General features: G+C 65.2%; 26 protein-coding genes. 11 read left to right on the plus strand and 15 right to left on the minus strand.

Features of this window, described 5'->3' with window-relative positions:
• Positions 1-28: 28 nt before the first annotated feature.
• Genes ACO07I_RS04580 through ACO07I_RS04590 form a run of 3 tightly spaced genes read right to left on the minus strand, consistent with a single transcriptional unit; the run spans position 29 to position 5,128 of the window.
• Positions 29-2,593: a response regulator gene (locus tag ACO07I_RS04580; RefSeq protein WP_422014770.1), complete on the minus strand. Its 2,565-nt coding sequence runs from the start codon at positions 2,591-2,593 to the stop codon at positions 29-31.
• A complete protein-coding gene (locus ACO07I_RS04585; protein ID WP_422014772.1) occupies positions 2,586-4,313 on the minus strand; it encodes a sensor histidine kinase in 1,728 nt (575 codons plus the stop codon). The genes ACO07I_RS04580 and ACO07I_RS04585 overlap by 8 nt, the downstream gene beginning before the upstream one ends.
• A 14-nt stretch (positions 4,314-4,327) precedes the next feature.
• The gene (locus ACO07I_RS04590; RefSeq protein ID WP_422014774.1) at positions 4,328-5,128 is read right to left on the minus strand and encodes a response regulator; all 801 of its coding nucleotides are present in this window, start codon (positions 5,126-5,128) and stop codon (positions 4,328-4,330) included.
• 410 nt (positions 5,129-5,538) lie between these two features.
• On the opposite strand from ACO07I_RS04590, the gene ACO07I_RS04595 reads away from it, so the two are divergent.
• The 4 genes from ACO07I_RS04595 to ACO07I_RS04610 all read left to right on the plus strand — a co-directional run bounded on the left by ACO07I_RS04595 (position 5,539) and on the right by ACO07I_RS04610 (position 8,047).
• The gene (locus ACO07I_RS04595) at positions 5,539-6,003 is read left to right on the plus strand and encodes a sigma-70 family RNA polymerase sigma factor (RefSeq protein ID WP_422014776.1); all 465 of its coding nucleotides are present in this window, start codon (positions 5,539-5,541) and stop codon (positions 6,001-6,003) included.
• A 117-nt stretch (positions 6,004-6,120) separates the two neighbouring features.
• Positions 6,121-6,699 carry a sigma-70 family RNA polymerase sigma factor gene (locus ACO07I_RS04600; protein ID WP_422014778.1) on the plus strand — a complete coding sequence of 193 codons (579 nt, stop codon included), beginning with the start codon at positions 6,121-6,123 and terminating at the stop codon, positions 6,697-6,699.
• A 116-nt stretch (positions 6,700-6,815) separates the two neighbouring features.
• Entirely contained in the window at positions 6,816-7,037 is a 222-nt protein-coding gene (locus ACO07I_RS04605; RefSeq protein ID WP_422014780.1) for a NepR family anti-sigma factor, read from the plus strand.
• Between the two features lie 245 nt (positions 7,038-7,282).
• Entirely contained in the window at positions 7,283-8,047 is a 765-nt protein-coding gene (locus tag ACO07I_RS04610) for an SDR family NAD(P)-dependent oxidoreductase (RefSeq protein ID WP_422014782.1), read from the plus strand.
• 4 nt (positions 8,048-8,051) lie between these two features.
• Here ACO07I_RS04610 and ACO07I_RS04615 read toward each other — a convergent pair whose 3' ends face one another.
• The 7 genes from ACO07I_RS04615 to ACO07I_RS04645 all read right to left on the minus strand — a co-directional run bounded on the left by ACO07I_RS04615 (position 8,052) and on the right by ACO07I_RS04645 (position 12,774).
• Positions 8,052-8,636 carry a hypothetical protein gene (locus tag ACO07I_RS04615; RefSeq protein WP_422014784.1) on the minus strand — a complete coding sequence of 195 codons (585 nt, stop codon included), beginning with the start codon at positions 8,634-8,636 and terminating at the stop codon, positions 8,052-8,054.
• A 25-nt stretch (positions 8,637-8,661) separates the two neighbouring features.
• On the minus strand, positions 8,662-9,171 hold the full coding sequence (locus ACO07I_RS04620; protein WP_422014786.1) for an A24 family peptidase: 510 nt from the start codon (positions 9,169-9,171) through the stop codon (positions 8,662-8,664).
• Between the two features lie 16 nt (positions 9,172-9,187).
• Positions 9,188-9,346 (minus strand): Flp family type IVb pilin, encoded by a 159-nt coding sequence (locus ACO07I_RS04625; protein WP_422014788.1) that lies wholly within the window; start codon positions 9,344-9,346, stop codon positions 9,188-9,190.
• Between the two features lie 194 nt (positions 9,347-9,540).
• Positions 9,541-10,152 (minus strand): CDP-alcohol phosphatidyltransferase family protein, encoded by a 612-nt coding sequence (locus tag ACO07I_RS04630; RefSeq protein WP_422014790.1) that lies wholly within the window; start codon positions 10,150-10,152, stop codon positions 9,541-9,543.
• A 7-nt stretch (positions 10,153-10,159) separates the two neighbouring features.
• Entirely contained in the window at positions 10,160-10,996 is an 837-nt protein-coding gene (pssA, locus tag ACO07I_RS04635) for a CDP-diacylglycerol--serine O-phosphatidyltransferase (protein ID WP_422014792.1), read from the minus strand.
• A 10-nt stretch (positions 10,997-11,006) separates the two neighbouring features.
• Positions 11,007-11,699, minus strand: a complete 693-nt coding sequence (locus tag ACO07I_RS04640) for a phosphatidylserine decarboxylase (RefSeq protein ID WP_422014794.1) — start codon at positions 11,697-11,699, stop codon at positions 11,007-11,009.
• A 28-nt stretch (positions 11,700-11,727) separates the two neighbouring features.
• Entirely contained in the window at positions 11,728-12,774 is a 1,047-nt protein-coding gene (locus ACO07I_RS04645; RefSeq protein ID WP_422014796.1) for a LysM peptidoglycan-binding domain-containing protein, read from the minus strand.
• A gap of 116 nt (positions 12,775-12,890) precedes the next feature.
• On the opposite strand from ACO07I_RS04645, the gene ACO07I_RS04650 reads away from it, so the two are divergent.
• From ACO07I_RS04650 to ACO07I_RS04665, 4 genes are all read left to right on the plus strand, one after another.
• Complete coding sequence (locus ACO07I_RS04650; protein ID WP_422014798.1) at positions 12,891-13,484, plus strand: TIGR00730 family Rossman fold protein; 594 nt, start codon at positions 12,891-12,893, stop codon at positions 13,482-13,484.
• Positions 13,485-13,609: 125 nt separating this feature from the next.
• Positions 13,610-15,832, plus strand: a complete 2,223-nt coding sequence (locus tag ACO07I_RS04655) for an NADP-dependent isocitrate dehydrogenase (protein ID WP_422014800.1) — start codon at positions 13,610-13,612, stop codon at positions 15,830-15,832.
• A gap of 80 nt (positions 15,833-15,912) precedes the next feature.
• Entirely contained in the window at positions 15,913-17,130 is a 1,218-nt protein-coding gene (locus ACO07I_RS04660) for an NADP-dependent isocitrate dehydrogenase (RefSeq protein ID WP_422014802.1), read from the plus strand.
• A gap of 7 nt (positions 17,131-17,137) precedes the next feature.
• Positions 17,138-17,812 carry a DUF429 domain-containing protein gene (locus ACO07I_RS04665; RefSeq protein ID WP_422014804.1) on the plus strand — a complete coding sequence of 225 codons (675 nt, stop codon included), beginning with the start codon at positions 17,138-17,140 and terminating at the stop codon, positions 17,810-17,812.
• A 208-nt stretch (positions 17,813-18,020) separates the two neighbouring features.
• On the opposite strand, the gene ACO07I_RS04670 is transcribed toward ACO07I_RS04665, so the two are convergent.
• From ACO07I_RS04670 to ACO07I_RS04690, 5 genes are all read right to left on the minus strand, one after another.
• The gene (locus tag ACO07I_RS04670; protein ID WP_422014806.1) at positions 18,021-18,911 is read right to left on the minus strand and encodes a universal stress protein; all 891 of its coding nucleotides are present in this window, start codon (positions 18,909-18,911) and stop codon (positions 18,021-18,023) included.
• A 46-nt stretch (positions 18,912-18,957) separates the two neighbouring features.
• Positions 18,958-19,953 carry a Bug family tripartite tricarboxylate transporter substrate binding protein gene (locus ACO07I_RS04675; RefSeq protein ID WP_422014808.1) on the minus strand — a complete coding sequence of 332 codons (996 nt, stop codon included), beginning with the start codon at positions 19,951-19,953 and terminating at the stop codon, positions 18,958-18,960.
• Between the two features lie 105 nt (positions 19,954-20,058).
• Positions 20,059-20,331 (minus strand): DUF2312 domain-containing protein, encoded by a 273-nt coding sequence (locus tag ACO07I_RS04680; RefSeq protein WP_422014810.1) that lies wholly within the window; start codon positions 20,329-20,331, stop codon positions 20,059-20,061.
• A 115-nt stretch (positions 20,332-20,446) separates the two neighbouring features.
• On the minus strand, positions 20,447-21,397 hold the full coding sequence (locus tag ACO07I_RS04685; protein ID WP_422014812.1) for a polysaccharide deacetylase family protein: 951 nt from the start codon (positions 21,395-21,397) through the stop codon (positions 20,447-20,449).
• A gap of 14 nt (positions 21,398-21,411) precedes the next feature.
• Positions 21,412-22,542 carry an FAD-dependent monooxygenase gene (locus ACO07I_RS04690; RefSeq protein ID WP_422014814.1) on the minus strand — a complete coding sequence of 377 codons (1,131 nt, stop codon included), beginning with the start codon at positions 22,540-22,542 and terminating at the stop codon, positions 21,412-21,414.
• 308 nt (positions 22,543-22,850) lie between these two features.
• Between ACO07I_RS04690 and ACO07I_RS04695 the strand changes: the two genes are divergently transcribed.
• Genes ACO07I_RS04695 through ACO07I_RS04705 form a run of 3 tightly spaced genes read left to right on the plus strand, consistent with a single transcriptional unit; the run spans position 22,851 to position 25,405 of the window.
• On the plus strand, positions 22,851-23,828 hold the full coding sequence (locus ACO07I_RS04695; RefSeq protein ID WP_422014816.1) for an ABC transporter substrate-binding protein: 978 nt from the start codon (positions 22,851-22,853) through the stop codon (positions 23,826-23,828).
• Positions 23,825-24,640, plus strand: a complete 816-nt coding sequence (locus tag ACO07I_RS04700; RefSeq protein ID WP_422014818.1) for an ABC transporter ATP-binding protein — start codon at positions 23,825-23,827, stop codon at positions 24,638-24,640. The genes ACO07I_RS04695 and ACO07I_RS04700 overlap by 4 nt, the downstream gene beginning before the upstream one ends.
• Before the next feature lie 3 nt (positions 24,641-24,643).
• On the plus strand, positions 24,644-25,405 hold the full coding sequence (locus ACO07I_RS04705; RefSeq protein ID WP_422014820.1) for an ABC transporter permease: 762 nt from the start codon (positions 24,644-24,646) through the stop codon (positions 25,403-25,405).

Below are 25,405 nucleotides of genomic sequence, written 5' to 3' on the forward strand. Positions count from 1 at the left end.
GCGTGAATCGGGGGAAAAGCCAGGCAGCCTAGCGGATGCTGTGGTCCAGAGCCTGCTGGAGGTCGATCGACGAGTAAGGCTTTGAAACGAACTGCATTCCTTCGCCCTGGAGTCCCGGCCGGCCGTAGCCGCTGGCGATTACCACGGGAAGAGAGGGGAAGCGCTCCCGGACCTTGAGGGCCAGCTCCTCGCCGCTCATGCCCGGCAGACCGACATCGGTGATAAGCAGGTCATGGGCGTCCCCCTGCCCAAGCAGTTCCAGAGCGGCCTCGCCACTCCCGACGGCAGAAACTGAGCATCCCAGTCGCTCAAGCATGTCCGTGGTCGACATTCGGAGCAGGACCTCGTCCTCGACCAGCAGGACGCGCCTGGCCCTGCCTTCCGAAGGTGCCTGGCGGGCGGCGGCCTCGAACGAGGCTTCGGGCGCCGGCGGTGGCGCCGGGACATGCCGGCGGTTGGCCAGCACGCTGCGCAGCTTGGCCGACAGGGCGTCGCTGCTGTAGGGCTTGGCGATCATCGGGTAGCCCGACCGGGTATGGTCCGGGATAAGCCCCCGCGCAAAGCCCGAAGTCAGAAGTACCGCAATCGCGGGCTGGAGGCGTTGAGCCCGCTGCGCGAGTTCGACGGCCGTGATGCTGCCCGGCATCACGATGTCGGTGAAGAGAAGATCGAAGGCTGCGTCCTTCTCAAGCATTGCCGCGGCAATATCGGGGTCTTCGGCGGCCTCGACGCGATACCCCCAACCCTTCAGCATTTCGACGACGGCCCGCCGTACGTCTTCGCTGTCTTCCACGACCAGAATCCGCTCGCTGCCGCTCACCGCGCTGCCCGGATGAGGCAGTTCCTCGATCACCGGGTCTTCCGTGCGCGGCAGGTACACCTTGATGCTCGTTCCCTGCCCGATCGCGCTGTCGATACGGATGTGGCCATTCGATTGGCGCACGAAGCCGTAGACCATGCTGAGCCCAAGCCCCGTACCCTTGCCGTCACCCTTGGTGGTGAAGAACGGATCGAACGCCTGGGCCGCGACCTCCGGCGGCATGCCGGTGCCGGTATCGCTGACATCGATCAGTACATAAGGACCCGGCGTCACGTCTGGATGAAGCGCAGCATAGCGGCGGTCGAGGGTTGCGTTGGAGACCTCGACCCGGACCGTGCCGCCATCCGGCATCGCATCGCGGGCGTTGATCGCGAGATTGAGGATGGCGTTCTCTAGCTGCCCCGCGTCGATCCTCGCGTTCCAGGGATCTTCGGCCATCTTGAACTCGATGGCGATGCGCTCGCCCAATGAATGGCGCATCAGATCGGCCAGATCTCCGACCAGCTTGGCGACGTTCGTCGGCTGGGGCGTCAGGGGCTGACGCCGCGCAAAGGCTAGAAGCTGCTGCGTCAGGCGCGCGCCACGATCGGCCGCGGCCGTCGCACTCTGCACCCGCGACAGCATCGCGGTATTGTCGCCGGCCTCCTCCTTGAGGAGGTCGAGATTGGCCCGGATGACCTGCAGGATGTTGTTGAAGTCGTGCGCCATGCCGCCGGTGAGCTGACCCGTCGCTTCCATCTTCTGGCCCTGCCGAAGGGCCGCTTCATCGTGCAGCTTCTCGGTGATGTCGACGGACCGAATCACGGCGCCGCCACCCGACATCTCACCTCGATAGATTTCGTAGTCGCGCCCGTCATGGGCGACGCGCACGATTGCCGGTCCCGTCGAAGGCATCTTGTCGAGCTGGAGAGGCAGGAGGAGCGCCCGCGTCGCAGGCGACCGCTCCGACAGGAGTTGATCGAGAGTCGGCGGCTTCTGTTTGCCCGGCTCCCATTGCGCCAGCTTGGCAAAGGCTTCGTTCCAGGCGACGACAGCGCGCTCGCCATCAATCACGAAAATGGGATCGCGCAGGCTTTCGAGGGTTGCCTGAAGAAGGCGCGACCGTCCCGCCAGGGCGTGTTGGCTGCGTTCGAGGCGGCCGGCACCCTGCAGCACGATGTAGATGCCGGCGATCAGACACAGGAAGGCGCCGCCCATCACCAGCAGGCCCGCCACCTCTGCCTGCTCCTGCTCCGACCGCAGTGCCGTCAAGCGACGCGCAAGCAGGAGCCGCTGGCCCTCGACGAGGCTGTCGCCGAGCAGACGAACCTGGCCGAGCATCGCCCGCCCTGCACCGGTTCGGTCGAGCGACAGAGCCGCCTCGCGGCCCTGCGTCTGATACGTGCCGACTGTCGCATTCAGCTGGTCGAACTTCTGCGCCGTGATGTTGCGAAATTCCTGGAACTGCCGAGTCGTGTCGGGGTCGTCCGAGACCGCGGCTTCGAGCTGTCGCATGCTCGATTCGATTCGCAGCCGTGCACGTTCATAGGGCTCGAGGCTGGTTGCGTCGCCGGTCAGCAGGTATCCGCGCAATCCCACTTCGGCATCCTGAACCGCGATCACCATCTCTCGCATCAGCGCCATCGTCTCGTAGTTCGCGACGACCAGGCGCTGCTGGCGCGCTGCGGATTTCGACTGCGAGAAAGCCAGCATGAGACCGGCGGCAATCAACACGGCGAGCGTGATGCCGGCGATGACACCCGTCGACCGCGCCGATCGAAGCACGCTAGACATTCGCCGGTTCGTCCGCCGCTGGCGTGGGGAAAACGACGACGACCCTGCTGCCGCCATGCGGCTTCTGCTCGATGGTCACTTCTCCCCCGAGCTGCATGGCCAGGCCGCGAATCAGCGTGACACCGAATCCGCCCCGGCCGTCCGGCTCGGCTGGAGCGGCATCGCGGGCCGCGCCATTATCCTCGATGACGAGTTCGACCTCCTCGCCGCGCTCGCTCGTCTCGATGCGAATCTCGGGCGCAGAGGTGCGGCTGAAATCGTGGGTGAGCGCGATGCTGACCGCTTCAGTCACGATCAGTCCGATCGGGATGGCGGTGTCGGGACCGACGGCCATGATCGGCGCCCGTATGTGATACCGCGGTGCCTGTTTACCGCCTCGGGTCCGCCCGACCGAGATCTGGCGCACGAGATCGCTGATGAACTGCTGGAAATCGACGAGCGACCAGCTCGACCGCTCGTAGAGGTGGCGGTGGAGAATGGACAGAGTGAGGACGCGATTCTGCGCATCGCCGAAGAACCGGCGGATGCGCGGCGACCTGATCTCGCCGGCCTGGAGATTCAGCAGACTGGAAATCATCTGCAGATTGTTCTTCACCCGGTGATGGATCTCGCGAAGCATATGGTCGCGCTGCTCCACGTTCGCCCGCAGCGCCGACTCGCGACTGGCAATGGCTTCCGCCATTGCCGTGACGCCCGCGCCTACCGAAGCCATTTCCGGGCTCCAGGGATGCGGCGGAGCCAAGGTGATGCTTTCGCCTCTCGCGACCTTGTCGGCGAAATCCTGGATATACCGCAGAGGGCGGACGCACCAGCGGTCGGCACCAAACCAGATCACAAGCAGAACGACCGCGGACGCCAGGGCGACGAGGAACACGCCCACCCACGCACCGGCAAAGCCCCATGGGTTTTCCGAGATCGGGGCCGACACAACCGCGAAAAGGGCGTTTGCACCGACCGGCCGGATCCAGAACTCGTAGTAGGCTCCGTCTTGGCCGAAGTCGGACACCCTCATCTGATTGCGGGTCAGCGCTTCGGCCAGTCGCGCCGCCACCGGCAGCCGGCGCATCGCCGCCGGATCGCCGCCGAGTGCCGTTCCGGTGCGATCGATAACTGCAACGGCGGTTCCGGCGGTGCCTTCGGCTTGAGCCGCGGCCTGCGCGAGCGCCTTGAGGGTGATCCCCAAGGCACACATTCCCCCGAACGCGCCGTCACGCCGGATCGCGATCGCGATGGGAATGATCGCGCGGGTCGATATCCGGCTGGCGATCGCGTCGCCGACGATCAGTTCCCCGCCCCTCTTTGCTTTCTGGAAGATGTCTCGGTCGGCGAAGTTCATGCCAACCGCCCGTCTCTCCGTGGCGCAGCGGGCAGTTCCTTGGTCGTCGGTCACGAAAGCGGTGGAGTACTGGCCGGGATATGCCTGTACCAGTTTGGACAGGTAGCTTTCGCAGCGAGTTGCGGCTTCTGGCGACGGATCGGGCCGGGCACTCTCTACGACCGACTCATCGGCGCAGGCGGCCGCCAGCATCCGCCGCGACGCGTCGAACAAGCCCGCGTAGCGTGCGACCGCAAGATCGGAAACCGATCCCAGCGCCGCCGCACGTTGCGCTGTCGCCGACTCTTCCTGGAGCTCCGCCTGCCAGACCGCCAACCCCAGCACCGGCAAAAGGGCCAGTGCTACGAGGGTGACGAGCTTGGTGCGAAGCGACCATCGCGCCACGTTTCGTCCCGAATTCAGATCGATACGGTGTCGAGTGCCTGCGCGATCGCCGCCCGCAGCAGGTCAGGATCGAACGGCTTCGAGATCACGAAGGCCGGCTCGACCTGCTTGCCCGTGAGCAATCGCTCGGGAAAACCCGTGACGAAAATGACCGGCACCGACATCGACTTCATGATCTGGTTGACAGCCGATATGCCACTGTCGGAGCCGCGGAGCTGAATGTCGGCCAGCACTAGATGCGGCGAATGCTTCTTGGCGAGTTCGATCGCAGCCTTCTCGGTCGCCGCAATGCCAACAACCTCGTGACCGGCGTTGCGCACGATGTCGGCCACGTCAAGCGCAATGACCGCCTCGTCCTCGATCACGAGGATGCGCACGGAAGCAACCCGCTGCAGTTCACGGCGCGCCTCCTCGAGGCTGCGCTCCGCGTCATCGATGCTCACGCCGAGAATGTGGGCGGCGTCGCCAACGGTGAAACCTTCGAGCACCGTGAGCAACAGGACCTGGCGCTGCATCGGTGCCATGTCCGTCAGCGATTCCTTCAGCCGTCCGCGAACGCTCTCCCCGCCCATCGCCGCCGCTTCCATGTCGCCGAAAGGCTGACGCAGCCGGTGAAACAGGGCGAAGACGCCGAGCTTGGTGTCCTCCGCTTCCGCGATCAACTCTGGTTGCTGTACGGCCACTTCTGCACAAAGACGAACCCACTCGTCCCCCTGCTGCTGCGAACCAGTTACAGCGCGAGCGTACCGGCGCAGAAACGGCAAGGTCCTGGTGATCGCCTCGGATACCTTCTTCGAAGCTACCTCTTCAGCCACTTCATTCTCCCTCATCGCGCGAAATCCGTCACTCGGCGTATCCCGACACGTCTACACTATGCCCTGTGCGCCTGCATACAACTGCCGAACCGACACGTCGTCCGACAGGCCCGAATACTGACGCTGCCCCGCGTCATGCCCAAGCCACTGACAAGTCAGCGGAACCACCCGCCCCTGATCGTTCCTAATGGAGCCAGCCCAAGACCCACATCAGCAACAGCACGGGAATCGGTACACCAAGAAACCAGAGCAGAGCGGCACGTCCCATATGATCCTCGTCATGGAATGAGTGACCGCGTAAACGCCTGACGGCAGCGTTGGTTCCGAATTTCCGTTCCTTGCACCATATGTGGGGCAAAATGGAGATTTGCCCTTTCGGTCTCTTACGAGACTCCCCAGATAGACTGGTCATGAAAGATGAAATCGTCGCGCTGCTCCCCGACCTGCGTGCGTTTGCGCGCTTCATGTGTCGCGAGCGTGAGGCAGCCGACGACTTGGTACAAAACACCATTCTGGCTGCTCTCGACAAGCAAACTCAGTTCACGCCCGGCACGAATCTCAAGGGCTGGCTCTTCACCATCATGCGCAATCGCTTCTACTCCGATCTTCGCACCCAGCGGCGGCGCCCCCTGACAATCGACAACGAGGCCGCCACGCCGTTACCCGCTGTGGACAATCCTGAAGCCACCCTGGCCTTGAAGGAACTCTCCTCGGAATTGTGGAAGCTCAATCCGCAATCGCGCGAGGCGCTGGTGCTGATCGGGGCGGGCGGCTTTTCCTATGAGGAAGCCGCCAGCCTGTGCGGATGCTCCGTCGGCACCCTGAAAGCGCGCGTATCGCGGGCGCGCAAGTACCTGTCAGAGCGGCTCCAGTGAACCAGAAGCCCGAATTCCTGAGTTATTCCAAATACTTCTAAGAATTGGTGGCCAGGATGTAACCAATTCGCGTGGGCGGCATTTCTCTTCGCAGGACGCAACCTTTGGAGATCGCTAATGACCACGCAGACCCAGCAGGACGACGGAACCCGCGATTTTCACGACCAGCTCAAGACGATCCTGCCCCGCCTGCGTATCTATGCCCTCTCCCTGACCCGCGATCGCGATTCCGCCGACGATCTCGTGCACGACACGGTCATCAAGGCGCTGACCGGCCGTAACAGCTTCCAGCCGGGCACGAATCTGGCCGCGTGGCTCTTCCGCATCCAGCGCAACGAGTTCATTTCCGGTCTGCGTCGTCGCCGTCCGACCGTGCCAGTCGACACGGCGATCGCGGAGTCGCTCTCGCACCCGCCGCATCAGGACAGCGGCCTCGTCATGCGCGAGTTCATGTCGGCGTTCGGAAAGCTCGCCGCCGCGCAGCGTGAAGCCCTGCTCCTGGCCGTTCTCGAGGGCCTGCCCTACGAAACCATCGCCGAACACACGGGCGTGTCCGTGGGCACCGTCAAGAGCCGGATTTCTCGTGCACGCGATACGCTGGAGCGCCTGCTGCTCGAAGGCGAGACGCGCCGCCCCGCCGGAAGCAGCCGGGTCTCTACTGACCTCAAGGACGATCACGCGCTCGACGCACGCTGAAGCCCCTTTAAAGTTCGCTATCAGAGTGCGACATAGTCATGAGTAGTCCCAGGGGGAGAAGTGAATGGGTCGGACAGGATCCCGCGGAGTGGACTTCCGCCTCCGGGGAGCATGTGATGGCCAATAACGACGACAAGCCCGAGAGCTCGCGCGCCGCTTCTGCGGCGCGCGCCAAGCCTCGGGCTAGCGATCGGCCATTCGACTTGTGGCTGCACAAGCAGCTTCATGCCATGTACGACGAGATCGCGAGCGAACCCCTGCCGGACGATCTCGTGAACCTGATCGAAAAAGACGCTGCCGCCCATAAGAAGGGTGGCACCGAGCCGCCCAAGAAGTAGCGGCCACGTTCTTGAATTCGCCGTCCTAAGGCGACTTCTCGGCAATATTCCTAAAGAAATGGCGGCGGCCTTTCGACCGCCGCCACCCTGTCCGCAGCCAGTCGGTCAGCCCGGCCGGCTAGCTGCGAATCCTGCACATCCCCGCACTTGCACTTGCGCTTCTTCGTATCGGATCAACGATCCCCTCTGTTTGGGGTTCCGGGGCTTGGGCTATAGAGGATCCTGTTGAAAACGGGGGAAACGCCATGAACTTGTTCGATCTTTCGGGCCGAGTGGCGATCGTCACAGGCGGCAATGGCGGTATCGGTCTAGGCATGGCCCTCGGTATGGCCCGCGCCGGCGCGACCGTCGTCGTCGCGGGCCGTGACGCCGCCAAGAATGCGGCCGCGGTTAAGGAGCTCCAGGCGACGGGAGCGAAGGCCAGCGCTTCTAACGTCGATGTCCTCGTCGAAGCCTCGTGCCATGCGCTGATCGCCGACACGGTGAAGGCCCATGGGCGCCTCGACATCCTCGTGAACAATGCTGGCATCAACATCCGCAAGCAGCCCCAAGAATACACGCTGGTTGAGTGGCACCGGGTGCTGGACAGCAACCTGACGAGCGCCTTCGTCTGCAGCCAGGCCGCCTATCCGGAGATGAAGAAAACGGGGTCGGGGAAGTTGATCAACATTGGCTCGATGATGTCGATCTTCGGCGCCTCCTTCACGACCGCCTATGCCGCGAGCAAAGGAGGTATCGTGCAAATGACCAAGGCGATGGCGACCGCGTGGGCCAAGGACAATATCCAGGTGAATGCGATCCTTCCCGGCTGGATCGACACCGCGTTGACGCAGCGCGCCCGCCATGACGTGCCGACACTCCACGATTCGGTGCTGAAACGGACGCCGGCCGGGCGGTGGGGCACTCCGAACGACTTCGCGGGCATCGCCGTCTTTCTCGCCTCCTCCGCGTCGGATTTTGTCACTGGCGCCGCCATCACGGTCGACGGTGGCTATTCGGTCCAGGGATAGGCAATCACGGCGAAACGACGCGGCACGACGCCCGATCGACGTACAGATCGGTCTTCGGTCCGTAAATCGTCACTCCGCCCCGCACGCCGGCCCCGATGCCCGGCAACAGGGCGCGCGTCTCCTCGACGAGTTTGCCCGCGTTGGTGAAGCGGCAGTCGATCATCGGCGCCAGTGTGCCCGCGCTGTTGTTGCTCACGTACAGGACGACCTGCCAGCGCCGCGCGGGAACGGCGGCGAGACTGGCATTGTCCATGGTCACCAGCGGTGTGGTCGGTCCTGCGGTCGGCGCGGACCAGGCCAAGGGTGTAAAGCCCGGCCGCTGGATGACCACGTCCTTGATGCGCTCCGTCTGGGCCAGCGGATCGAAGGCGAGGTCGGCCGGTGTGGGTTTGCCAATGGGGCCCCGCCCCACGTTGGCGGGCGTCCAGATCTGGCCGGTCTTCGGGTCGCGGAATTCCGGCGTGCCCGCGGCCGTCGACATTTCGACACTGCTTCTCTGCACCGGCGTCGGCGCCTGGGCAACGGCCGCAGAGGCCGCCAGCACGGCCATTGCGGAGACTAAGGCGAACTTGGCTGCAGGCTGGGACATGCGATCTCCTCTTCGTGCCCCAATCTCAGCCGATGGCCAGCTTCGTTGCAACCCAAAGGCCGCCCGCGGAGATGGCTGGGCCATAAGGCATCCTCGCGCGCAACCGTCCCCGCAGCGTGGCCCCGCCTTGCCCGCTGACAGGCCCAAGCGGCACGCCGGCCAGGACCGCCGCGCCGAGCACACCGCCCGAGACTGCCATCACCAGAAGCAGATCGACAACGAGCGCCGGCCCCGCGAACAATCCGACACTGGCCAGCAGCTTCACGTCTCCACCACCCAGCAATCCGACAGCAAAGGCTGCGGCCCCGAGCAGGAACAGCGCCACAGCGCAGCCGACCGCCAACGCCAGATTTGTGACCGAATAGACGCCTGCAGAGAGGCCCGCGAGGGCCCAGACGCAGAAAAGAGCCGCGATCGCAATCGACAGCCCGTTACCGATATGGAGGGTTCGCAGATCCTGCCAGGCGGCAGCCACGAGCAGGACCGCGAGGGAAATCAGGCAGCCCGTCTGGAGAAGTGTAGCCGGATCCGGCAAGGCCGGGCTCTCTCCGTCAATTGAGCCCAGCCGCTCCCAGGACGTGGCTCACCTTGTCCGTCACGGAACGGATCGAAGCGATGGCGGCTACCGCGATCAACGAGGTGATCAGCGTGTACTCGACCGCCGTGGCCCCTTGGTTGTTCTTCATCAAGCGACGAAAAATCGTAAGCATTGTCTGCTCCCCCGCCTACACTCGCCGGCCCCACGCCGAATCAACTTAGCGACGTTACTTAATGCAAATTGTCAGGTCAATCGAAACTCGTCTATTTTGTGTCATCATTTCTAACAATATGATTTTAAAAGGGAAATCTAGAGACACTCAAGCACTGTCGCAACTCGCCTACGGCTTCGGCCCGATCCCTGAAATCAGGATTCTGAATCCACTGAACGCGCCTTGGTCACTCGCGCGGCGGCCGTCCAGAAGCACAGGGCCGCCACGACGCCAGCCAACCAGGGAAACAAATCGGGCAGCAGGCAGAAGAGCACGAAGGCGAAGATCGTCTCCGTCCCTTCAATGATACCGGCGCCATAAAAGAACGACTTTCGCCCCCGTAGGCCGGTAGTCCCTTCGCCCCTCCCGGCGGCCAGGACCGCCCGCCCAAGGAAGGAAGCGCAGGTACAGACGAAGGATGCGAGAAGCACAGCGGCCCAGACGGCGTTTTCAGGTCGCGCCAAGGCAAACCCAAGGGGGACGGCCGCGTAGAAGACCATGTCGCAAAAAATGTCGAGATACCCGCCGTAGGGCGACGATCGCGTGTGCCGGGCGACCGCCCCATCAAGGCCGTCAAGCAGTCGGCTCAAGGCAATCGCCGCCAGGGCCACGCCGTATTGTTCGAACGCAAGAAGAGGCACCGCGCCCAGACCCGCCGCAAGCCCTGTAATGGTGACAGCATTGGCGGATGCGCCCCAGGCTGCCAGCCAAGCGCCTGCACGATCGAGTGGTGGGTCGATCCACCGGCGCAGAAGAGGATCCAGCATCCGCGCGTCAGTCGCGCGGCGGCGCAGAACCCATATCGGCAGAGCGAAGCGGGACAACGCCCGCGGACTCGGCCGACTGCCGATCTTGCGCGGCCTGCCGCCTATAAGACAGGACGCTGAAGGGAATCAGGCAGATATAGGCAAGGCCGAGGAGGGACAGGGCGATCCATGGCGCACTGGCCAGAACGCCCATGAACAGGCCCGCCCCCAGCAGCAACGGCAGCACGAGGTGACGGGGCACGCGGCCCTTCTTGAACGAAAAGGTCGGCAGACGGCTCACCATCAGGCCGCCAACGATCACCAGCCCGAGGCCGACGAGCACCGCATGGCGTGGCCAGGCGGCTTCGATCTCGAAGCTCAGCATGAGCGGCATCAGGGCGAGGAGAGCGCCGGCGGGGGCCGGAACGCCGGTGAAGAAGGATCCCGTCCAGACGGGCGGCGGCGTATCGGAGACCAGCGCGGTGTTGAAACGCGCCAGGCGCAGGGCCGAGCAGATGGGAAACATGAGGGTCACGACCCAGCCGAGCGCCCCGGCATGCGTCAGGGACGCCAGGTAGAGAACGAGCGCGGGCGCCACCCCAAAGCACAGAAAGTCGGACAGCGAGTCGAGTTCGGCGCCAAAACGGCTCGTAACGCCCAGCCGCCGGGCCACGCGGCCGTCGAGGGCGTCGAAGATCGCAGCTACGATGATCGCGATTACCGCCAGTCGCATCTCGCCCTGCAGGGCGAAGCGTATCGCCGTCAGGCCCGAGCACAGCGCCGCCAACGTCAGCACGTTGGGGATCAGGCGATGGATCGAGAAGCCGCGTAGTCCGCTGCGTTGCGAACGCAGGTCGCTGTCCATGTCGGACTCCCTAGAATTCGACGGCGATGCGCGGTTCGGTGACGACGGGATCGAGTTCGGCCATCACAGTTTCGCCACCGATCATGCGCTGACCCGGAGAGACCAGCAGACGCGCCCCTTCCGGCAGGTAGAGGTCTGTACGACTACCAAAGCGAATGTGGCCGAAACGTTCCCCTGCCGCGACCGTCTGCCCCGGCTTCACGTAGCAGACGATACGACGCGCCACGTAGCCGGCGATCTGCACGCAGCCTATCACGCGCCCGTCGGCGCGGCGAAGCGCCAGCGCCGTCCGCTCATTGTCCTCGCTGGCCTTGTCGGCATTGGCGCTGAGGAACTTGCCCGGACGGTAGGATACGACGTCGACGGTCGCGGCGCATGGGCTGCGGTTGATGTGGACGTCAAATACGCTGAGGAAGATCGAGACCCGGGTCAGCGGCTTGTCGCCCAGGCCCAGTTCGACCGGCGGCACGGCCTGGACCACCATCTGCACCAAACCGTCGGCCGGGGCGATCAGCAGGCCATCCTCTTGCGGCACACCGCGCGAGGGGTCGCGGAAGAAGTAGATCGACCAGAGGGTCACGACGAAAAGCGGCCAGAACAGCCATGCCGTGCCGGTCAGGGCGGCAAGGAAGGTCGCGCTGGCAAACAGGGCGATGAAGCGCCAACCGTCGGAGAGGATCGGCACCAGGAAATTTGCCAGCATGTCTTGCGCGCTCTCGGTTGTCCGAAGATCAGTTGACCTTGGGCAGGGTGAGTACTTGCCCCGGATATATCAGATTGGGATCGACAATCTGTTCCTTGTTTGCGGCAAAAATGACGGTGTGGCGCCAGCCTGCCCCATAGTGCGCCCGCGCGATATTCCAGAGATTGTCGCCCCGCACGATGTACAGGCGGCGCCCATCGGCGCTGGAGACCGGCGCCACGATCACCCGCTCGAACGGCAGCTCGAGGCGCGCGACGGGCTTGCCGTCCTTGGCGATCCGGTCGAGGCGCAGCCGGTGCTTGCCCTGCTCGATCGGGTCCGGCGGCATCAGGCGCCAGTGGCCGTCCGCTCCGGACGTGCCCTCCGCCACCATCTTCTCGTTTACATAAGCTCGGACGACTGTCCCGGGCGCGGCCTGTCCGGACAGGGTCACCTGTCCGCGATCGTCGTAGACCAGGGTGGAGAGCGACAGATCCGCCGACTTCGGCACGCCGGCGGCCGAGGGCGGTTGCACGAGGGTCGGCACGCCGGCCGGCGGGGAGATCATGACCAGCGTTTCTTCGCGCGGCTGGGCCGGAGCGCCTGCCGCCGGCGGCTCGGGTACGACCGCGACCACGGCCTGCCCTGACGTGACCGGCGCCTTGCCTTCTATGTGCTGGACCACGCGCAACTCGTGCTGCCCGGGCGTGAGGGGCGGATCCTGGACGATGATGACCCACTCGCCGCGTGAGTCAGCTTCGGCCTTGGCAATCTCCTTGCCGCCATCCAGAAGAACGATCTTGGCGCCCGGCGCCGCCCGGCCAGCGATCACGGCCCGGCCGTCGGATCCAATACGCGCGACGTCGAACGACGGCTGCCCGGCAGCGGCCGGCAATGCCGGCGCGGGCGGCGGTACGGCTGCGGGAGATGACGGGACTGGAGACGGCGGGGCCGCCGGCACGGATTCACCGCTGGCGGCTTTTGCCGACTGGTCGATGGCGGCCTGTTCGCTGAGCTTGCCGCGCCACGCGACCCCGAGGGCGATGGCGATAACCACGGCCCCCACAGCCACCAGCCCGAAAACAGTTCGTGACATCGCCCTCCCAACGGTGCGACCACCATCCCCATGGCGTTCGCAACCACTCTTTGCGAAATGATACCATGTCACCCCGGCGCTGAAACGCGCTGGTTCGCCCCAGAAAAGCAGCTTTCGTGCCCGATTTCACCCCCTCCTCCCTTTGCGTCTTCTGCGGCTCCCGATTCGGGACCGATCCCGCAACCAGCGAAACCGCGGTCGCCCTGGGGCGGCTGCTGGCCGCCCGGGACATCACCCTGGTCTATGGCGGGGGTGGCGTCGGCCTGATGGGCCTGGTCGCCAATGCCGTTCTCGACAGCGGCGGACGGGCGATCGGCATCATCCCGAACTTCCTTCTGCAGCGCGAAGCGGGCCATCCGGCCCTCACCGAGACGGTGGTCGTGGAGACCATGCACGAACGCAAGCTGCAGATGTTCGAGCGCTCCGAAGCCTTCGTGGTGCTTCCGGGCGGCATCGGCACACTGGAGGAGTTCTTCGAGGTGCTGTCCTGGCGCACCCTCGGCCTGCACAAGAAGCCGATCGTGATCATCGACCAAGGGGGCTACTGGCAGCCGCTGGCCGCACTGCTCCGGGGCGTCGTGGACGGCGGTTTCGCCGATCGGACCCATCTCGACCATGTCGCGATCGTGAGCGAACTGAACGAGGTCCTGCCCGCGATTGCGGCAATGCCCCCGAGCGCCGGCTCCGAGAAGCCCCTGGACCGCGTCTGACGGAAATCGTCCGCCCGACCGCCGGCCAGCCGTCTTGCAGGCCCGTCACGGCGGTGCAACAAGACAGGCCCAACACGCAATTGATCAACCCAGCCGAAGCGAAAGCGGCGTACGGAGGTGCAGGTATGTCAGATCTCGAAATCGTCTGGACGAAGGTCGATGAGGCCCCCGGACTCGCGACCTTCTCCCTGCTGCCGATCGTCGAGGCGTTCGTGGCCACGGCCGGCGTGAAGATGAAGCTGAAGGACATTTCCCTCACCGGCCGCATCATCGCCAACTTCCCCGAAAAGCTGAAGCCCGAGCAGAAGATTCCCGACGAGCTGGCCGAACTCGGCAAGCTGACGCTGAAGCCGGAAGCCAACATCATCAAGCTGCCCAACATCTCCGCCTCGATCCCGCAGCTGAAGGCCGCGATCAAGGAGCTGCAGAGCAAGGGCTACGACATCCCCAACTATCCCGACAGCGATGCCACGCCGGCCGACAAGGAAATCCGCGCCCGCTACGGCAAGGTGCTGGGCAGCGCCGTGAACCCTGTACTGCGTGAGGGCAATTCCGACCGCCGCGCCGCCGGCGCCGTCAAGCAGTACGCGCGCAATCATCCGCACAAGATGGGCGCCTGGAGCAAGGACTCGAAGACGCGCGTCGCCCACATGACGGCCAACGATTTCTACGGCTCCGAGGTCGCGACGACCATCGCGGCGCCCACCAGCGCCCGCATCGAGCTGGCCGCGGCCGACGGCGCGACCACGGTGCTCAAGCCCAAGATCCCGCTGAAGGCCGGCGAGATCATCGATTGCTCCGTAATGAGCGTGAAGGCGCTGCGCACCTTCTACGGCGAGGCGATCGAGGCGGCGAAGAAGGACGGCATCCTGTTCTCGCTGCACCTTAAGACGACCATGATGAAGATCTCCGATCCCATCCTGTTCGGCCATTGCGTATCCGTGTTCTTCACCGACGTGTTCGCCAAGCATGGCGAGACGTTCAAGAAGCTCGGCATCGATCCCGACAACGGCCTGGGCGACCTGCTCACCCGCATCGAGACGCTGCCCGACGCAGAAAAGGCTGCGATCAAGGCCGACATCCAGGCCGAGTATGCGAAGCGGCCCGGCCTTGCGATGGTGAATTCCGACAAGGGAATCACCAACCTCCACGTCCCGAGCGACGTGATCATCGACGCCTCGATGCCGGCGATGATCCGCGAGTCGGGCAAGATGTGGGGCGCCGACGGCCAGCTGCACGACACGATCGCGGCCATTCCCGACCGTTGCTATTCGACCCTGTTCCAGGCCGTCATCGAGGACTGCAAGGCGCATGGCGCCTTCGATCCGAAGACGATGGGTTCGGTGCCGAATGTCGGTCTGATGGCGCAGCAGGCCGAGGAGTACGGCTCGCACGACAAGACCTTCGAGGTCGCCTCGGCCGGCACGGTGCGCGTGGTTGCCGAGGACGGCACCGTGCTGATGGAACAGAAGGTCGAGGCCGGAGACGTCTTCCGCATGTGCCAGGTCAAGGACGAGCCGATCCAGGACTGGGTCAAGCTCGCCGTGCGCCGCGCGCGTCTCACCAACACCCCGGCGGTGTTCTGGCTCGACGCCAAGCGTGCGCACGACGCGCAGCTGATCCCCAAGGTCGAGAAGTACCTCAAGAACGAGGACACCAAGGGCCTCGACATCCGCATCATGGCGCCGGTCGAGGCCACGAAGTTCTCGCTCGAGCGTATCCGCCAGGGGCTGGACACGATCTCCGTCACCGGCAACGTGCTGCGCGACTATCTGACCGACCTGTTCCCGATCATGGAACTGGGCACCTCGGCCAAGATGCTGTCGATCGTGCCCCTGCTGAACGGCGGCGGCCTGTTCGAGACCGGCGCCGGTGGCTCGGCGCCCAAGCACGTCGAGCAGTTCCAGCACGAAGGCTACCTGCGCTGGGATTCGCTGGGCGAGTTCCTCGCACTGGGCGCCTCGCTGGAGCACCTCGCGCAGACGACCGGCAACGAGGATGTGAAGGTGCTGGCCGAGACGCTCGACGAAGCCAACGCCAAGATCCTCGAGGACAACCGCTCGCCCGCCCGCAAGGTCGGCCAGCTGGACAATCGCGGCAGCCATTTCTACCTGGCCAAATACTGGGCGGAGGCGCTGGCCCGTCGCGACAACAGCACGTCCCTCTCGGCCCGCTTCAAGCCGCTGGCCAAGACGCTGGCCGAGAACGAGGCCAAGATCGACGCCGAGCTGATCGCCGCGCAGGGCAAGCCGGTCGACACCGGCGGCTACTACCTGCCCGACCAGAAAAAGACCTCGGCCGGGATGCGGCCGAGTGCGACCTTGAACGAAGCGCTCGCTGCCCTCTAAAGCAGCGTCAGGTGAAGCCGCCCCGGGCAACCGGGGCGGCTTTCTAAATGGTGGGTTACGGGAAGTGTGAGGTCCGGAAGATGCCGAAGATCAAGGTGAAGAACCCGGTCGTCGAGATGGACGGCGACGAGATGACCCGCATCATCTGGGCGTTCATCAAGGAAAAGCTGATCCTTCCCTATCTCGACATCGACCTGAAGTACTACGATCTCGGGATCGAGAATCGCGACAGGACCGCCGACAAGGTCACCGTCGAGTCGGCCGAGGCCACGAAGAAGTACGGCGTCGCGGTGAAGTGTGCGACCATCACGCCGGACGAAGCGCGCGTAAAGGAATTCGATCTCAAGGAGATGTGGCGGTCGCCGAACGGCACCATCCGCAACATCATCGGCGGCACCATCTTCCGCGAGCCGATCGTCTGCAAGAACGTGCCCCGTCTCGTGCCGGGCTGGACGCATCCGATCGTGATCGGCCGCCACGCTTTCGGCGACCAGTATCGCGCGACCGACTTCGTCGTGCCGGGCAAGGGCAAGCTCACCGTCCGCTTCGAGGGCGAGGACGGCAAGGTCATCGAGCACGAGGTGTTCGACTTCCCGGCCGGCGGCGTCGCCATGACGATGTACAATCTCGACGAGTCGATTGTCGGCTTCGCGCGCAGCTCGTTCAATTACGGCCTGATGCGCGGCTGGCCGGTCTTCCTGTCGACCAAGAACACGATCCTCAAGCGCTATGACGGACGGTTCAAGGACCTGTTCCAGGAAGTCTTCGACACGGAATTCGCCGACAAGTTCAAGGCGAAGAACATCTACTACCAGCACCGCCTGATCGACGACATGGTCGCCTCCGCGCTCAAGTGGCATGGCGAATTCGTCTGGGCCTGCAAGAACTACGATGGCGACGTGCAGTCCGACACGGTGGCCCAAGGCTTCGGTTCGCTCGGCCTCATGACGTCGGTGCTGCTGACTCCGGACGGCAAGACCGTCGAGGCCGAGGCCGCCCACGGCACGGTGACGCGCCATTACCGCGAGCATCAGCAGGGCAAGCCGACCTCGACCAATCCGATCGCCTCGATCTTCGCCTGGACCCAGGCCCTGAAGTATCGCGGCACCTTCGACGACACGCCCGAGGTGGTGAAGTTCGCCACCGCGCTCGAGAAGGTCTGCGTCGAGGCCGTGGAGAGCGGCAAGATGACCAAGGATCTCGCGCTCCTGATCGGCATGAACCAGGCCTATCTCACCACCGAGGAATTCCTCGCCGTGCTCGACGGCAACCTCAAGACCCAGATGGCCAGCTGGTAGTCGCCCTTTGATCGTTGCCGGCGCAGACGGTTGCCGCACCGGCTGGGTCGTCTGCCGGCGCGACGATGACGGTGCCCTGGACATCAGAGTCGTGAAGACCCTCGGGGAGGCCTGCGAGGGTCTTTCCATTCTGGCCGTCGACATGCCGATCGGCCTCGTGGACACTCCGCGACCGGGCCGTGCCTGCGAGCGCGAAGCGCGGGCTCTCCTGCCCGGCAAGACCAGCTCGGTCTTTCCCACGCCCTGCCGGCCCGCCCTCGCCTGCACCACGCATGCCGACGCCAATGCCCTCAGCAAGACAATGGGCGTCGGGCTGACCCAGCAGACCTTCCATCTCTTCCCGAAGATGCTCGAAGTCGACGCCCTGATGCGCGGCAACGAGACTGTGCGTGCGATCGTCTACGAGGCCCACCCCGAACTGGCATTCGCGCGCATGAACGATGGCAAGCCGGTCCTGAGCAAGAAGCGTAAGCCGGAGGGCTTCGCCGAGCGTCTCGATCTGCTCGCGCGGCACGGACTGGTCTGGCAGCCGCAAACGGTCTCAGGGGCGGCCCGCGACGACGTGCTCGACGCCATGGCCGTCTGCCGCACGGCCCTGCTGATCGCCCAATGCACGGCGAGACGGCTGGGACCGGAGCAGGAGCGCGACCGCTACGGTCTGCCGATGAACATCTGGTTCTAAGACGCTGTTAACAATGGGATTTTCGCAAAGACGGGCGAGCGACGGCGCCCGTCTACGGTCCCCAGGGGCCCGCTGCAGGAGGGTGCGACCTCTGCTTCGTTTGTTTCGTTTATTTCGTTTGTTTCGTTTATTTCCCCGGCGCTCCGGCTTTTCCGACGGGGGTGCCGGGGAGCGCGAGACCTGCCCGGTCGGCCGGGCTTTCGCCCGTTCAGTGGTAGATGAAGAGCGGAACCGGGGCGTTGTCGAACAGGCGACGCGTCGTGGATCCGAACAGGACCTCACGAAAACCACGGTGCCCGAAGGCGCCCATGACCAGCAACCGCGCGCCCGTGTCCGACGCGCGCCTCAACAGGACATCGGCCGGGTTTTCCGCCGTTTCGACAGCCTCGAGTTCGGCTTCGACGCCATGCGGAGCCAGGAATGAACGGGCCCGTTCCGCCATCGACAGGGCTGCCGATTGCTCACGCGCGATTGACAGGATGTGCGCGCCAGTCGAGCCGAATACCCCGATCAGGGCGGCCATCTGCAACGCCTTCGCGGCGGCGGCGCTTCCATCGTAGGCGACGAGCACGGGCCCACTCTCGACCCATTGCGGCCCCGTCACCACGACAGGACGGCAACCCTTCGCAATGATGTGATCGACGAGCGGCGCCACACCGTCGATCGGCTCGAGATGAAACTCGGCATCGCGGCCGGTGACGACCAGGTCGCATGTCTCGATCATCCGAAGCAGACCGGCCCGCACGTCCGCCTCCATCGTGGAGCATTCCGCATCCATGCCCTCGTCAGCCAGACAGCGCCGGAACACGTCCGGCAGCTCGGCGATTCTCGCGCGGCGCTCGTCCGCGAGCTTCCTGCGATGCTGCAGGCGGTCATAGGCATACTGCACACCGCCGATCGGAACCGGCTCGACGCGGTCGAGATCGCTGACATCCAGCGCCGTCACGCCCCTCACCCGGGCGCCGCACTGTCGCGCCAGTGCGACTGCCAATGCCCTGGCGGCAACGGCGGACGGCGTGTCATCGACCGTGACGAGAATAGAACGCATCATCCCCTCTTCTTCAGCGCCCTGCGTAGAGAAACCGGCGGTTCGCGGCATTGACCTGCATCAACATGGCCTCAGCGGCAGGATCGCATGGCGCCGGCTACTCCGGCTTGATCCCCGCGGCCTGCAACACCGGCACCCAGATCGGTTCCTGGACTTTCAGCCAGTCGGCGAGCTGCTGCGGCGTGCCGCCCATGGCGACGAAGCCCCTCTTTGCCAGGTCGTCCTTCTGCTCCGGTGTCGCCACGGCGGCGTTCAATGCCTCGTTCAGCTTGGCGATGACCGCAGGCGGAGTCCCTGCGGGTGCCAGCAGCGTGTAGACGATCGTGCCGTCGACATCGCCGGCGCCCAGTTCCTTGAAGGTTGGAATGGTCGGGGCGACCGATGAGCGCTCCAGCGACGCCATCGCATAGGACTTGAGCTTGCCGGACGCGATCTGTTGGGCAACGCTCGTGATGCTCGACATGCCGAGCTTGATGTGACCGCCCAGCAGGTCGGTCACCAGCGGGCCGGTCCCGCGGAACGGCACGTGCGTCAGCCTGATGCCGTTCAGCATGGCAAACTGCTCGGTCGACAGGTGCATCGGCGTGGTCAGGCCCGCCGTGCCGTACTGCACGGAGCCGGGGGCCGCCTTCGCCGCTGCGATGATCGCCTTGAGGTCGGGCCACGGTGCATCGAGGCTGCCCACCAGCACGGATTCCTGCTTGGCGATGAAGCCCACCGGCACGAAGGCCGTCTTCGCGTCGAAGCCGAGCTTGGCCACGATGTGCGGGTAGAGGGGCAGGTTGTTGGCGCTGACCACCATCCAGTGGCCATCCGCCGGCTGCTTGGCCACGAATTCATGGGCGATGCTGCCGCCGCCACCACCCTTGTTGTCGACGATCACGGTGCCCCCCAGCGCTTTCTGCATGGGCTCCTGGACCGCCCGCGCAAGCGAATCGGTTCCGCCCCCGGGCGGAAACGGCACGACGATATGGACGGGCTGGGTTGGAAAGCTCTGGGCCCAGGCCGGCAAGGCGGCTGTCGCAGCAGCGGCTGCCGGGAGGCTCAGAAGGCCGCGCCTCGAGAGGGCCGACCGATGACCGTAGTTCCGCATGGCGTTCCTCCACGGCCTGCTCCCGTGACCGGAGCATTTGCCGTGAAGAAGCCTAGCGCCCGCGCGACACGCGCGGAATCAAAAACCGGTTCGCGTTCCGCTGCGTCAGACCATTCCGAGAGCGTGCTTGTAGACATCGAGCAGCGTCTCCTGCTCCGCCCGGTCAGCGGCATCCATGGAGCGCATGGACACGATCTTGCGCATGGTCTTCACGTCGTAGCCGACGCCCTTGGCCTCGGAATACACGTCCTTGATGTCGCCGCCGATGGCCTTGCGCTCTTCCTCGAGCTTTTCGATGCGCTCGATGAAGCTCTTCAGGCGGTCGGCCGAGATCGGGCCTGCTTTGGTCTTCTTGGAAATCGAGCTTCCGTCCGGCATGTCCAACTACTCCATGGTCCGACCGGCAAGACCATAGAAGCGACCACCATGTCCACTCAATTACATCCATGCGCTGAAACGTGGGGATAACGGGGACGGTGGTCCGGGGACCACTCTATGCACGGGCCGGGAAGTGTGTTCGCCAATGCCGGGCGATGTCGATGCCACGGCAGAACCAGACCCCTTCCCGGGCCGTCGCATGCTGCAGGAACTGGACGAGTCCGCCCGCCCGACCCGGCCGTCCGATCAGCCGATCGTGGAGGCCGATCGACAGCAGCTTCGGCGCCCCCGCCGCGCCCTCCTCGTAGAGGAAGTCGAAAGCGTCGCGCATGTACTCGAAGAAGTCCTGGCCGGTCGAGAAGCCGGAATTTGCGTCGAAGCGATTATCGTTGGCCTCATAGGAATACGGGATCACCAGATGGGGGCCGTGCGCGGTCTCGACCCAGTAGGGCAACTCGTCGGCCAGCGAATCGCGGTCGTAGAGAAAGCCGCCCTCCTCGGCCACCAGCCGCCGCGTGTTCTCGCCAGGACGGCCGGTCATCCAGCCCAGCGGCCGGCTGCCGGTTAGGCGGGTCAGAATCTCGACCGCTTGCCGGACATGCTGACGCTCCGTCGCCTCGTCCACCTCGCCATAGTCGATCCAGCGATAGCCGTGGCTCACCATCTCGTGGCCGCGCTCGACGCAGGCGCGGGCGAGCAACGGATTCTGTTCGAGCGCGCGCGCGACCCCGAGCACGCTGACCGGCACCGAGAAACGCGCGAAGATGTCCAGGAGCCGCCAGGCGCCCCGTCTGCTGCCATACTCGAAGACCGATTCCACGAGCGGCACCCGGCGCCCGGCCTTGGTGTCGACGCCGATGTCGTTCAGCATCCCTTCCGACACCGCATCGCCGTTGGCCAATGTCGATTCGCCGCCGCCCTCGATGTTGAGGTTGAAGTTGACGGCGATCCGGGCGTTGCCCGGCCAGTGCGGATGGGGCGGTCGCTCGCCATAGCCGACGAGATCGCGGACCTTCATCGCGTCGGGACGGATGTCGCTGGCGGCAGCGGGATCGAATGCGGACATTGGCGGCTCCGGGATCAAGGGGCGGCAGTGAGAGGGGCGTTGCAGGGATCGTAGGCGAAGAACCAGTCGACCTCCGTCGGCCCGTGCATCCAGGTATTGTCGATCGAAATGCGCTGTACTTCGGCGACCCGGGGAATCCGGTTGGCGGCATAGCGCCGGAAGGCCGCCCCCGTGTCGGAGGCCTCGACGATGCAACGATGGAGGATGGCCGCGTCCTCGATCGCCATCGAACCGCCGGCCGCCATGAACGGCCGCACGGCGTGACAGGCGTCGCCCATCAGGACGACGCGGCCCTTGTGCCACGTGTCATTGCGCGGCCGGTCCATGATCGGCCAGACGGACACGTCGGTCGCTGCCTCGGCCGCCCGCAGCAGCTCGGGATGGAAGCCCTCCAGCGCCGAGACGAAATCGTCACGGGTGCCGGGGATCGGCGTGCCGTCGCCGTCCCAGCGATCGGCCGGGATGGCGGCCATCACATAGACCTCGTCCCGTCGCGCCGTCATGTAATAGACCAGCACGTGCCGATCGGGTCCCCACCATTTGGTGCAATCGCGGATGCCCAGGTCGCCGAGACGCTCGGCGGGAAACACCGCCCGCGGCGCGATGCGCCCGATGAAGCGTGGCTCTTCCCTGCCGAGGATCTCCTCGCGCACCCGCGAGCGAATGCCATCGGCGCCGATCACGATATCGACCTCGGCGCTGGCCCCGTTGTCGAAGGCCAGCCTGATTCCGCCCGGCGTCTCGTCGAGTCCCGCCAGGCGATGGCCGAAATGGATCGTTCCCGGTGCGAGCGGCGCCTGGAGGATCCGATGCAGATCGGCCCGGTGAATGTTGACGAAGGGACCGCCGAAACGGGCCTCGCAGGCGGCGTCGAAGACCAGTTCGTACAGCGTCTCTCCCGTGTCCCATGCGCGGCTGACGAAGGCATCCGGGCGGATGCCGGTCTCGGTGAAGCTGTGCTCGAGCCGAAGGGACCGCAGCACCTTGGCGACGTTGGCCCCGAGGATGATGCCCGCGCCGATCCGCGAGAAATTCGGCGTCTGCTCGTAGACGGCCACGGGGTATCCGTCGCGCTGCAACAGAGCCGCCACCGTCAGTCCCGCCAACCCGCCGCCGACAACGGCGATTCGCGTTTGCCGATCCATCGTCCCACCTCGATCAACGCCTTCCGAAGGCCCTTCGTAAATCATTCGACAGAGAATGAATAGGGGCCGAAATACCATCGTCGCCACTACACACCCATGACCAAACTGGCGGTAAATGCACGCATATAGGCGTTTTGGTGTGCGTTCTGGTCAAGAGATGGGCACCTCTGAATTCGCCTGGATTGAAACCAATCCCGGCTTTTCATTCGATATGGAATGAAATATGCAAAGCCTTCGGAACGCTCAGTGGCGGCGATGGCGCCGCAGCCTGCAGGGGGCCTTCCCAGTTCGAACCGAGGATGTGATCTATGAAACTGCTTGGACGTCTAGCCGCCGCAATCGGCCTCGTCGCCGGCATGGCTGCAGCCAGTGCGGCGCCGGCCCACGCGACCGACGTGAACTTCATCACCGACTTCGGCTTCAACGGGCGGCACGCCTATTTCTACGTCGCGCGCGAGAAGGGCTACTACAAGGAAGCCGGCCTCGACGTGACCTTCCTGCGCGGCCAGGGCTCGGCCGATGCAATCAAGAAGGTGGCTGCCGGCCTCGCCACGATCGGCTTTGCCGACGCAGGCTCGCTCGTGTTGGCCCGCGGCAATGACGGCGTCCCGGTGAAGCTGGTCTCGATCGTCTACGCACGGCCGCCGCAGGCCATCTTCGGCGTGAAGGGAACGGGCATCGCCTCTCCCAAGGATCTCGAAGGCAAGACGATCGCCGATACCGCATCGAGTTCGGTCCGCCTGCTGTTCCCCGCCTTCGCCAAGGCGGCCGGCATCGACGCCAACAAGGTGAAGTGGGTGGTCGCGGAAGGCTCCGCCCTACCCTCACTGCTCGCCAACGGGCGGGTCGATGCGATCGGCCAGTTCTCGGTGGGAGAACCGCTGATCGCGGCAGCCATCGCGCCCAAGGAAACGGTCCGAATCGCCTACAAGGATTCCGGCCTCGATTACTACGGCAACGGACTGATCGCGTCGGAGGAGACGATCGCCAAGCAGCCCGAACTCGTGCGCGCCTTCGTCAAGGCGACGATCAAGGGCATGAAGGACGCCTTCGCCAATCCGGCCGAAGCCGCCGCCATCATGGCCAAGTACCAGAAGGAACTGGCGCCGGCGATCATCGAGGGCGAGACCAAGCTTGTGGGAGAACTCGCGACCGTGCCCGGCCAGCCGCTGGGCAGCATCAACCCGAAGAGCATCGCGGGCACCGTCGAGGTCATGTCGGCCAACTTCACCTTGAAGTCGCCCGTGCAGCCGGCGCAGCTCTACGCGCCGGGCTTCGTCGAATGATGGTGGCCGCCGGTGGCCTGGCGGCCGCCCCTCCGCCGGCGGCGGACGTGGCGGCCATCGATCTCCGGGGGGTGAGCAAGCACTACCCCGGCGCGGCGGGAACGTCGGTCCATGCGCTCGGGCCGATCGACCTGCACATCCCGACTGGCAGCTTCGTCGCCGTCGTCGGCCCCTCCGGCTGCGGCAAGTCCACCCTGCTGCGTCTGGTCGCCGGCCTGGAGATGCCCGACGGCGGCACGATGATGCGCTACGGCACGCCGCTCGACGCGCCCTCCCACGAGGTCGGTATCGTCTTCCAGGAGCACGTGCTGTTCCCCTGGAACACGGTACTGGAAAACATGCTGCTCCCGGCCGACGTTCTCGCACTGCCCAAGGCGGCGGCGCGGGAGCGCGCGCTGCGTCTTCTCGAGATGACCGGCCTCGCCGCGTTCGCCAATCATCGCCCCCAGATGTTGTCCGGCGGCATGCGCCAGCGCGCGGCGCTCTGCCGGGCCCTGCTCGCCGATCCGCGCCTGCTGCTGCTCGACGAGCCGTTCGGCGCGCTCGATGCGCTGACGCGCGAGGAACTGTCGCTCGAACTGTCCGGCCTCTGGCAGGATCTCGGGCGCACCGCCTTCCTCATCACGCACGACATCGAGGAGGCGATCCTGCTCAGCGACCGCGTGCTGGTCATGTCCCCGCGGCCCGGGCGGATCCGCGCCGACATCGAGGTCGACCTGCCGCGCCCGCGCAACGCCGACACAGCAAGACTGCCGCGCTTCCAGGAGCTCAAGCAGCAGATCCGCGACATCATCTTCGACCGCAGGGCCTGAGCGATGAACGCGTCTTCTTCCTCGAGCCTGGCCGGCCGCGCCACCATCCCGGCGGTCTACCTGGTACTGCTCGTTGCCTGGGAACTGTCCGTCCGCGTGTTCGTGATTCCCGCGTGGATCCTGCCCGCCCCGACCGAGATCGGAAGGACCGCGTTGCAATGGGCCCCCGAACTGGCGCTCAACAGTCTCGTGACCTTGCGCGAGACGATGGTCGGCTTCCTGCTCGCCATCGCGCTGTCCCTGCCGCTGGCCGTGCTGATCGCCCTGAACGCCACCGCCCGCCGGCTCCTCTATCCGATCCTGCTCGGCCTCCAGTCGGTGCCCAAGGTCGCCGTGGCTCCCCTGATCATCCTGTGGCTCGGTCTCTCGGAATGGCCGAAGATCGTGATCGTCATCCTGGTCTGCTTCTTCCCGATCCTGGTCAACCTGATCGCCGGCCTGGAAGCCGCCCCGCGCACCATGCTCGACCTCATGCGGTCGCTGGGCGCCTCGCAGCACATGATCTTCCGGCGCCTTCGGGTTCCCGTGGCGCTGCCGCACTTCTTCACCGGCTGCAAGGTGGCGGTGACCTTCGCCGTCATCGGCTCGGTCATCGGCGAGTTCGTGGCGGCGCAGGAAGGGCTGGGCTACCTCATCCTGATCTCGACGTCGCAGTCGCAGACCCCTCTCGCCTTCGCCGCCATCGCGCTGCTGACTCTGCTCAGCATCGCCCTCTTCCATGGAATCGAATGGATCGAGCGCCGTGTCGTCAACTGGACGCCCTGA

This window comes from Reyranella sp., assembly GCF_965227665.1.
Classification (GTDB): domain Bacteria; phylum Pseudomonadota; class Alphaproteobacteria; order Reyranellales; family Reyranellaceae; genus Reyranella.

What these genes read in the sequence shown, in the direction of transcription:
- ACO07I_RS04610 (WP_422014782.1), top strand. Translation starts at nt 7,283, where the DNA reads ATGAACTTGTTCGATCTTTCGGGCCGAGTGGCGATCGTCACAGGCGGC.
- ACO07I_RS04690 (WP_422014814.1), bottom strand. Translation starts at nt 22,542, where the DNA reads ATGGATCGGCAAACGCGAATCGCCGTTGTCGGCGGCGGGTTGGCGGGA.
- ACO07I_RS04680 (WP_422014810.1), bottom strand. Translation starts at nt 20,331, where the DNA reads ATGCCGGACGGAAGCTCGATTTCCAAGAAGACCAAAGCAGGCCCGATC.
- pssA (WP_422014792.1), bottom strand. Translation starts at nt 10,996, where the DNA reads ATGGACAGCGACCTGCGTTCGCAACGCAGCGGACTACGCGGCTTCTCG.
- ACO07I_RS04700 (WP_422014818.1), top strand. Translation starts at nt 23,825, where the DNA reads ATGATGGTGGCCGCCGGTGGCCTGGCGGCCGCCCCTCCGCCGGCGGCG.
- ACO07I_RS04630 (WP_422014790.1), bottom strand. Translation starts at nt 10,152, where the DNA reads ATGCTGGATCCTCTTCTGCGCCGGTGGATCGACCCACCACTCGATCGT.
- ACO07I_RS04655 (WP_422014800.1), top strand. Translation starts at nt 13,610, where the DNA reads ATGTCAGATCTCGAAATCGTCTGGACGAAGGTCGATGAGGCCCCCGGA.
- ACO07I_RS04580 (WP_422014770.1), bottom strand. Translation starts at nt 2,593, where the DNA reads ATGTCTAGCGTGCTTCGATCGGCGCGGTCGACGGGTGTCATCGCCGGC.
- ACO07I_RS04660 (WP_422014802.1), top strand. Translation starts at nt 15,913, where the DNA reads ATGCCGAAGATCAAGGTGAAGAACCCGGTCGTCGAGATGGACGGCGAC.
- ACO07I_RS04605 (WP_422014780.1), top strand. Translation starts at nt 6,816, where the DNA reads ATGGCCAATAACGACGACAAGCCCGAGAGCTCGCGCGCCGCTTCTGCG.
- ACO07I_RS04615 (WP_422014784.1), bottom strand. Translation starts at nt 8,636, where the DNA reads ATGTCCCAGCCTGCAGCCAAGTTCGCCTTAGTCTCCGCAATGGCCGTG.
- ACO07I_RS04595 (WP_422014776.1), top strand. Translation starts at nt 5,539, where the DNA reads ATGAAAGATGAAATCGTCGCGCTGCTCCCCGACCTGCGTGCGTTTGCG.
- ACO07I_RS04705 (WP_422014820.1), top strand. Translation starts at nt 24,644, where the DNA reads ATGAACGCGTCTTCTTCCTCGAGCCTGGCCGGCCGCGCCACCATCCCG.
- ACO07I_RS04675 (WP_422014808.1), bottom strand. Translation starts at nt 19,953, where the DNA reads ATGCGGAACTACGGTCATCGGTCGGCCCTCTCGAGGCGCGGCCTTCTG.
- ACO07I_RS04670 (WP_422014806.1), bottom strand. Translation starts at nt 18,911, where the DNA reads ATGCCGCGAACCGCCGGTTTCTCTACGCAGGGCGCTGAAGAAGAGGGG.
- ACO07I_RS04640 (WP_422014794.1), bottom strand. Translation starts at nt 11,699, where the DNA reads ATGCTGGCAAATTTCCTGGTGCCGATCCTCTCCGACGGTTGGCGCTTC.
- ACO07I_RS04695 (WP_422014816.1), top strand. Translation starts at nt 22,851, where the DNA reads ATGAAACTGCTTGGACGTCTAGCCGCCGCAATCGGCCTCGTCGCCGGC.
- ACO07I_RS04645 (WP_422014796.1), bottom strand. Translation starts at nt 12,774, where the DNA reads ATGTCACGAACTGTTTTCGGGCTGGTGGCTGTGGGGGCCGTGGTTATC.
- ACO07I_RS04600 (WP_422014778.1), top strand. Translation starts at nt 6,121, where the DNA reads ATGACCACGCAGACCCAGCAGGACGACGGAACCCGCGATTTTCACGAC.
- ACO07I_RS04625 (WP_422014788.1), bottom strand. Translation starts at nt 9,346, where the DNA reads ATGCTTACGATTTTTCGTCGCTTGATGAAGAACAACCAAGGGGCCACG.
- ACO07I_RS04685 (WP_422014812.1), bottom strand. Translation starts at nt 21,397, where the DNA reads ATGTCCGCATTCGATCCCGCTGCCGCCAGCGACATCCGTCCCGACGCG.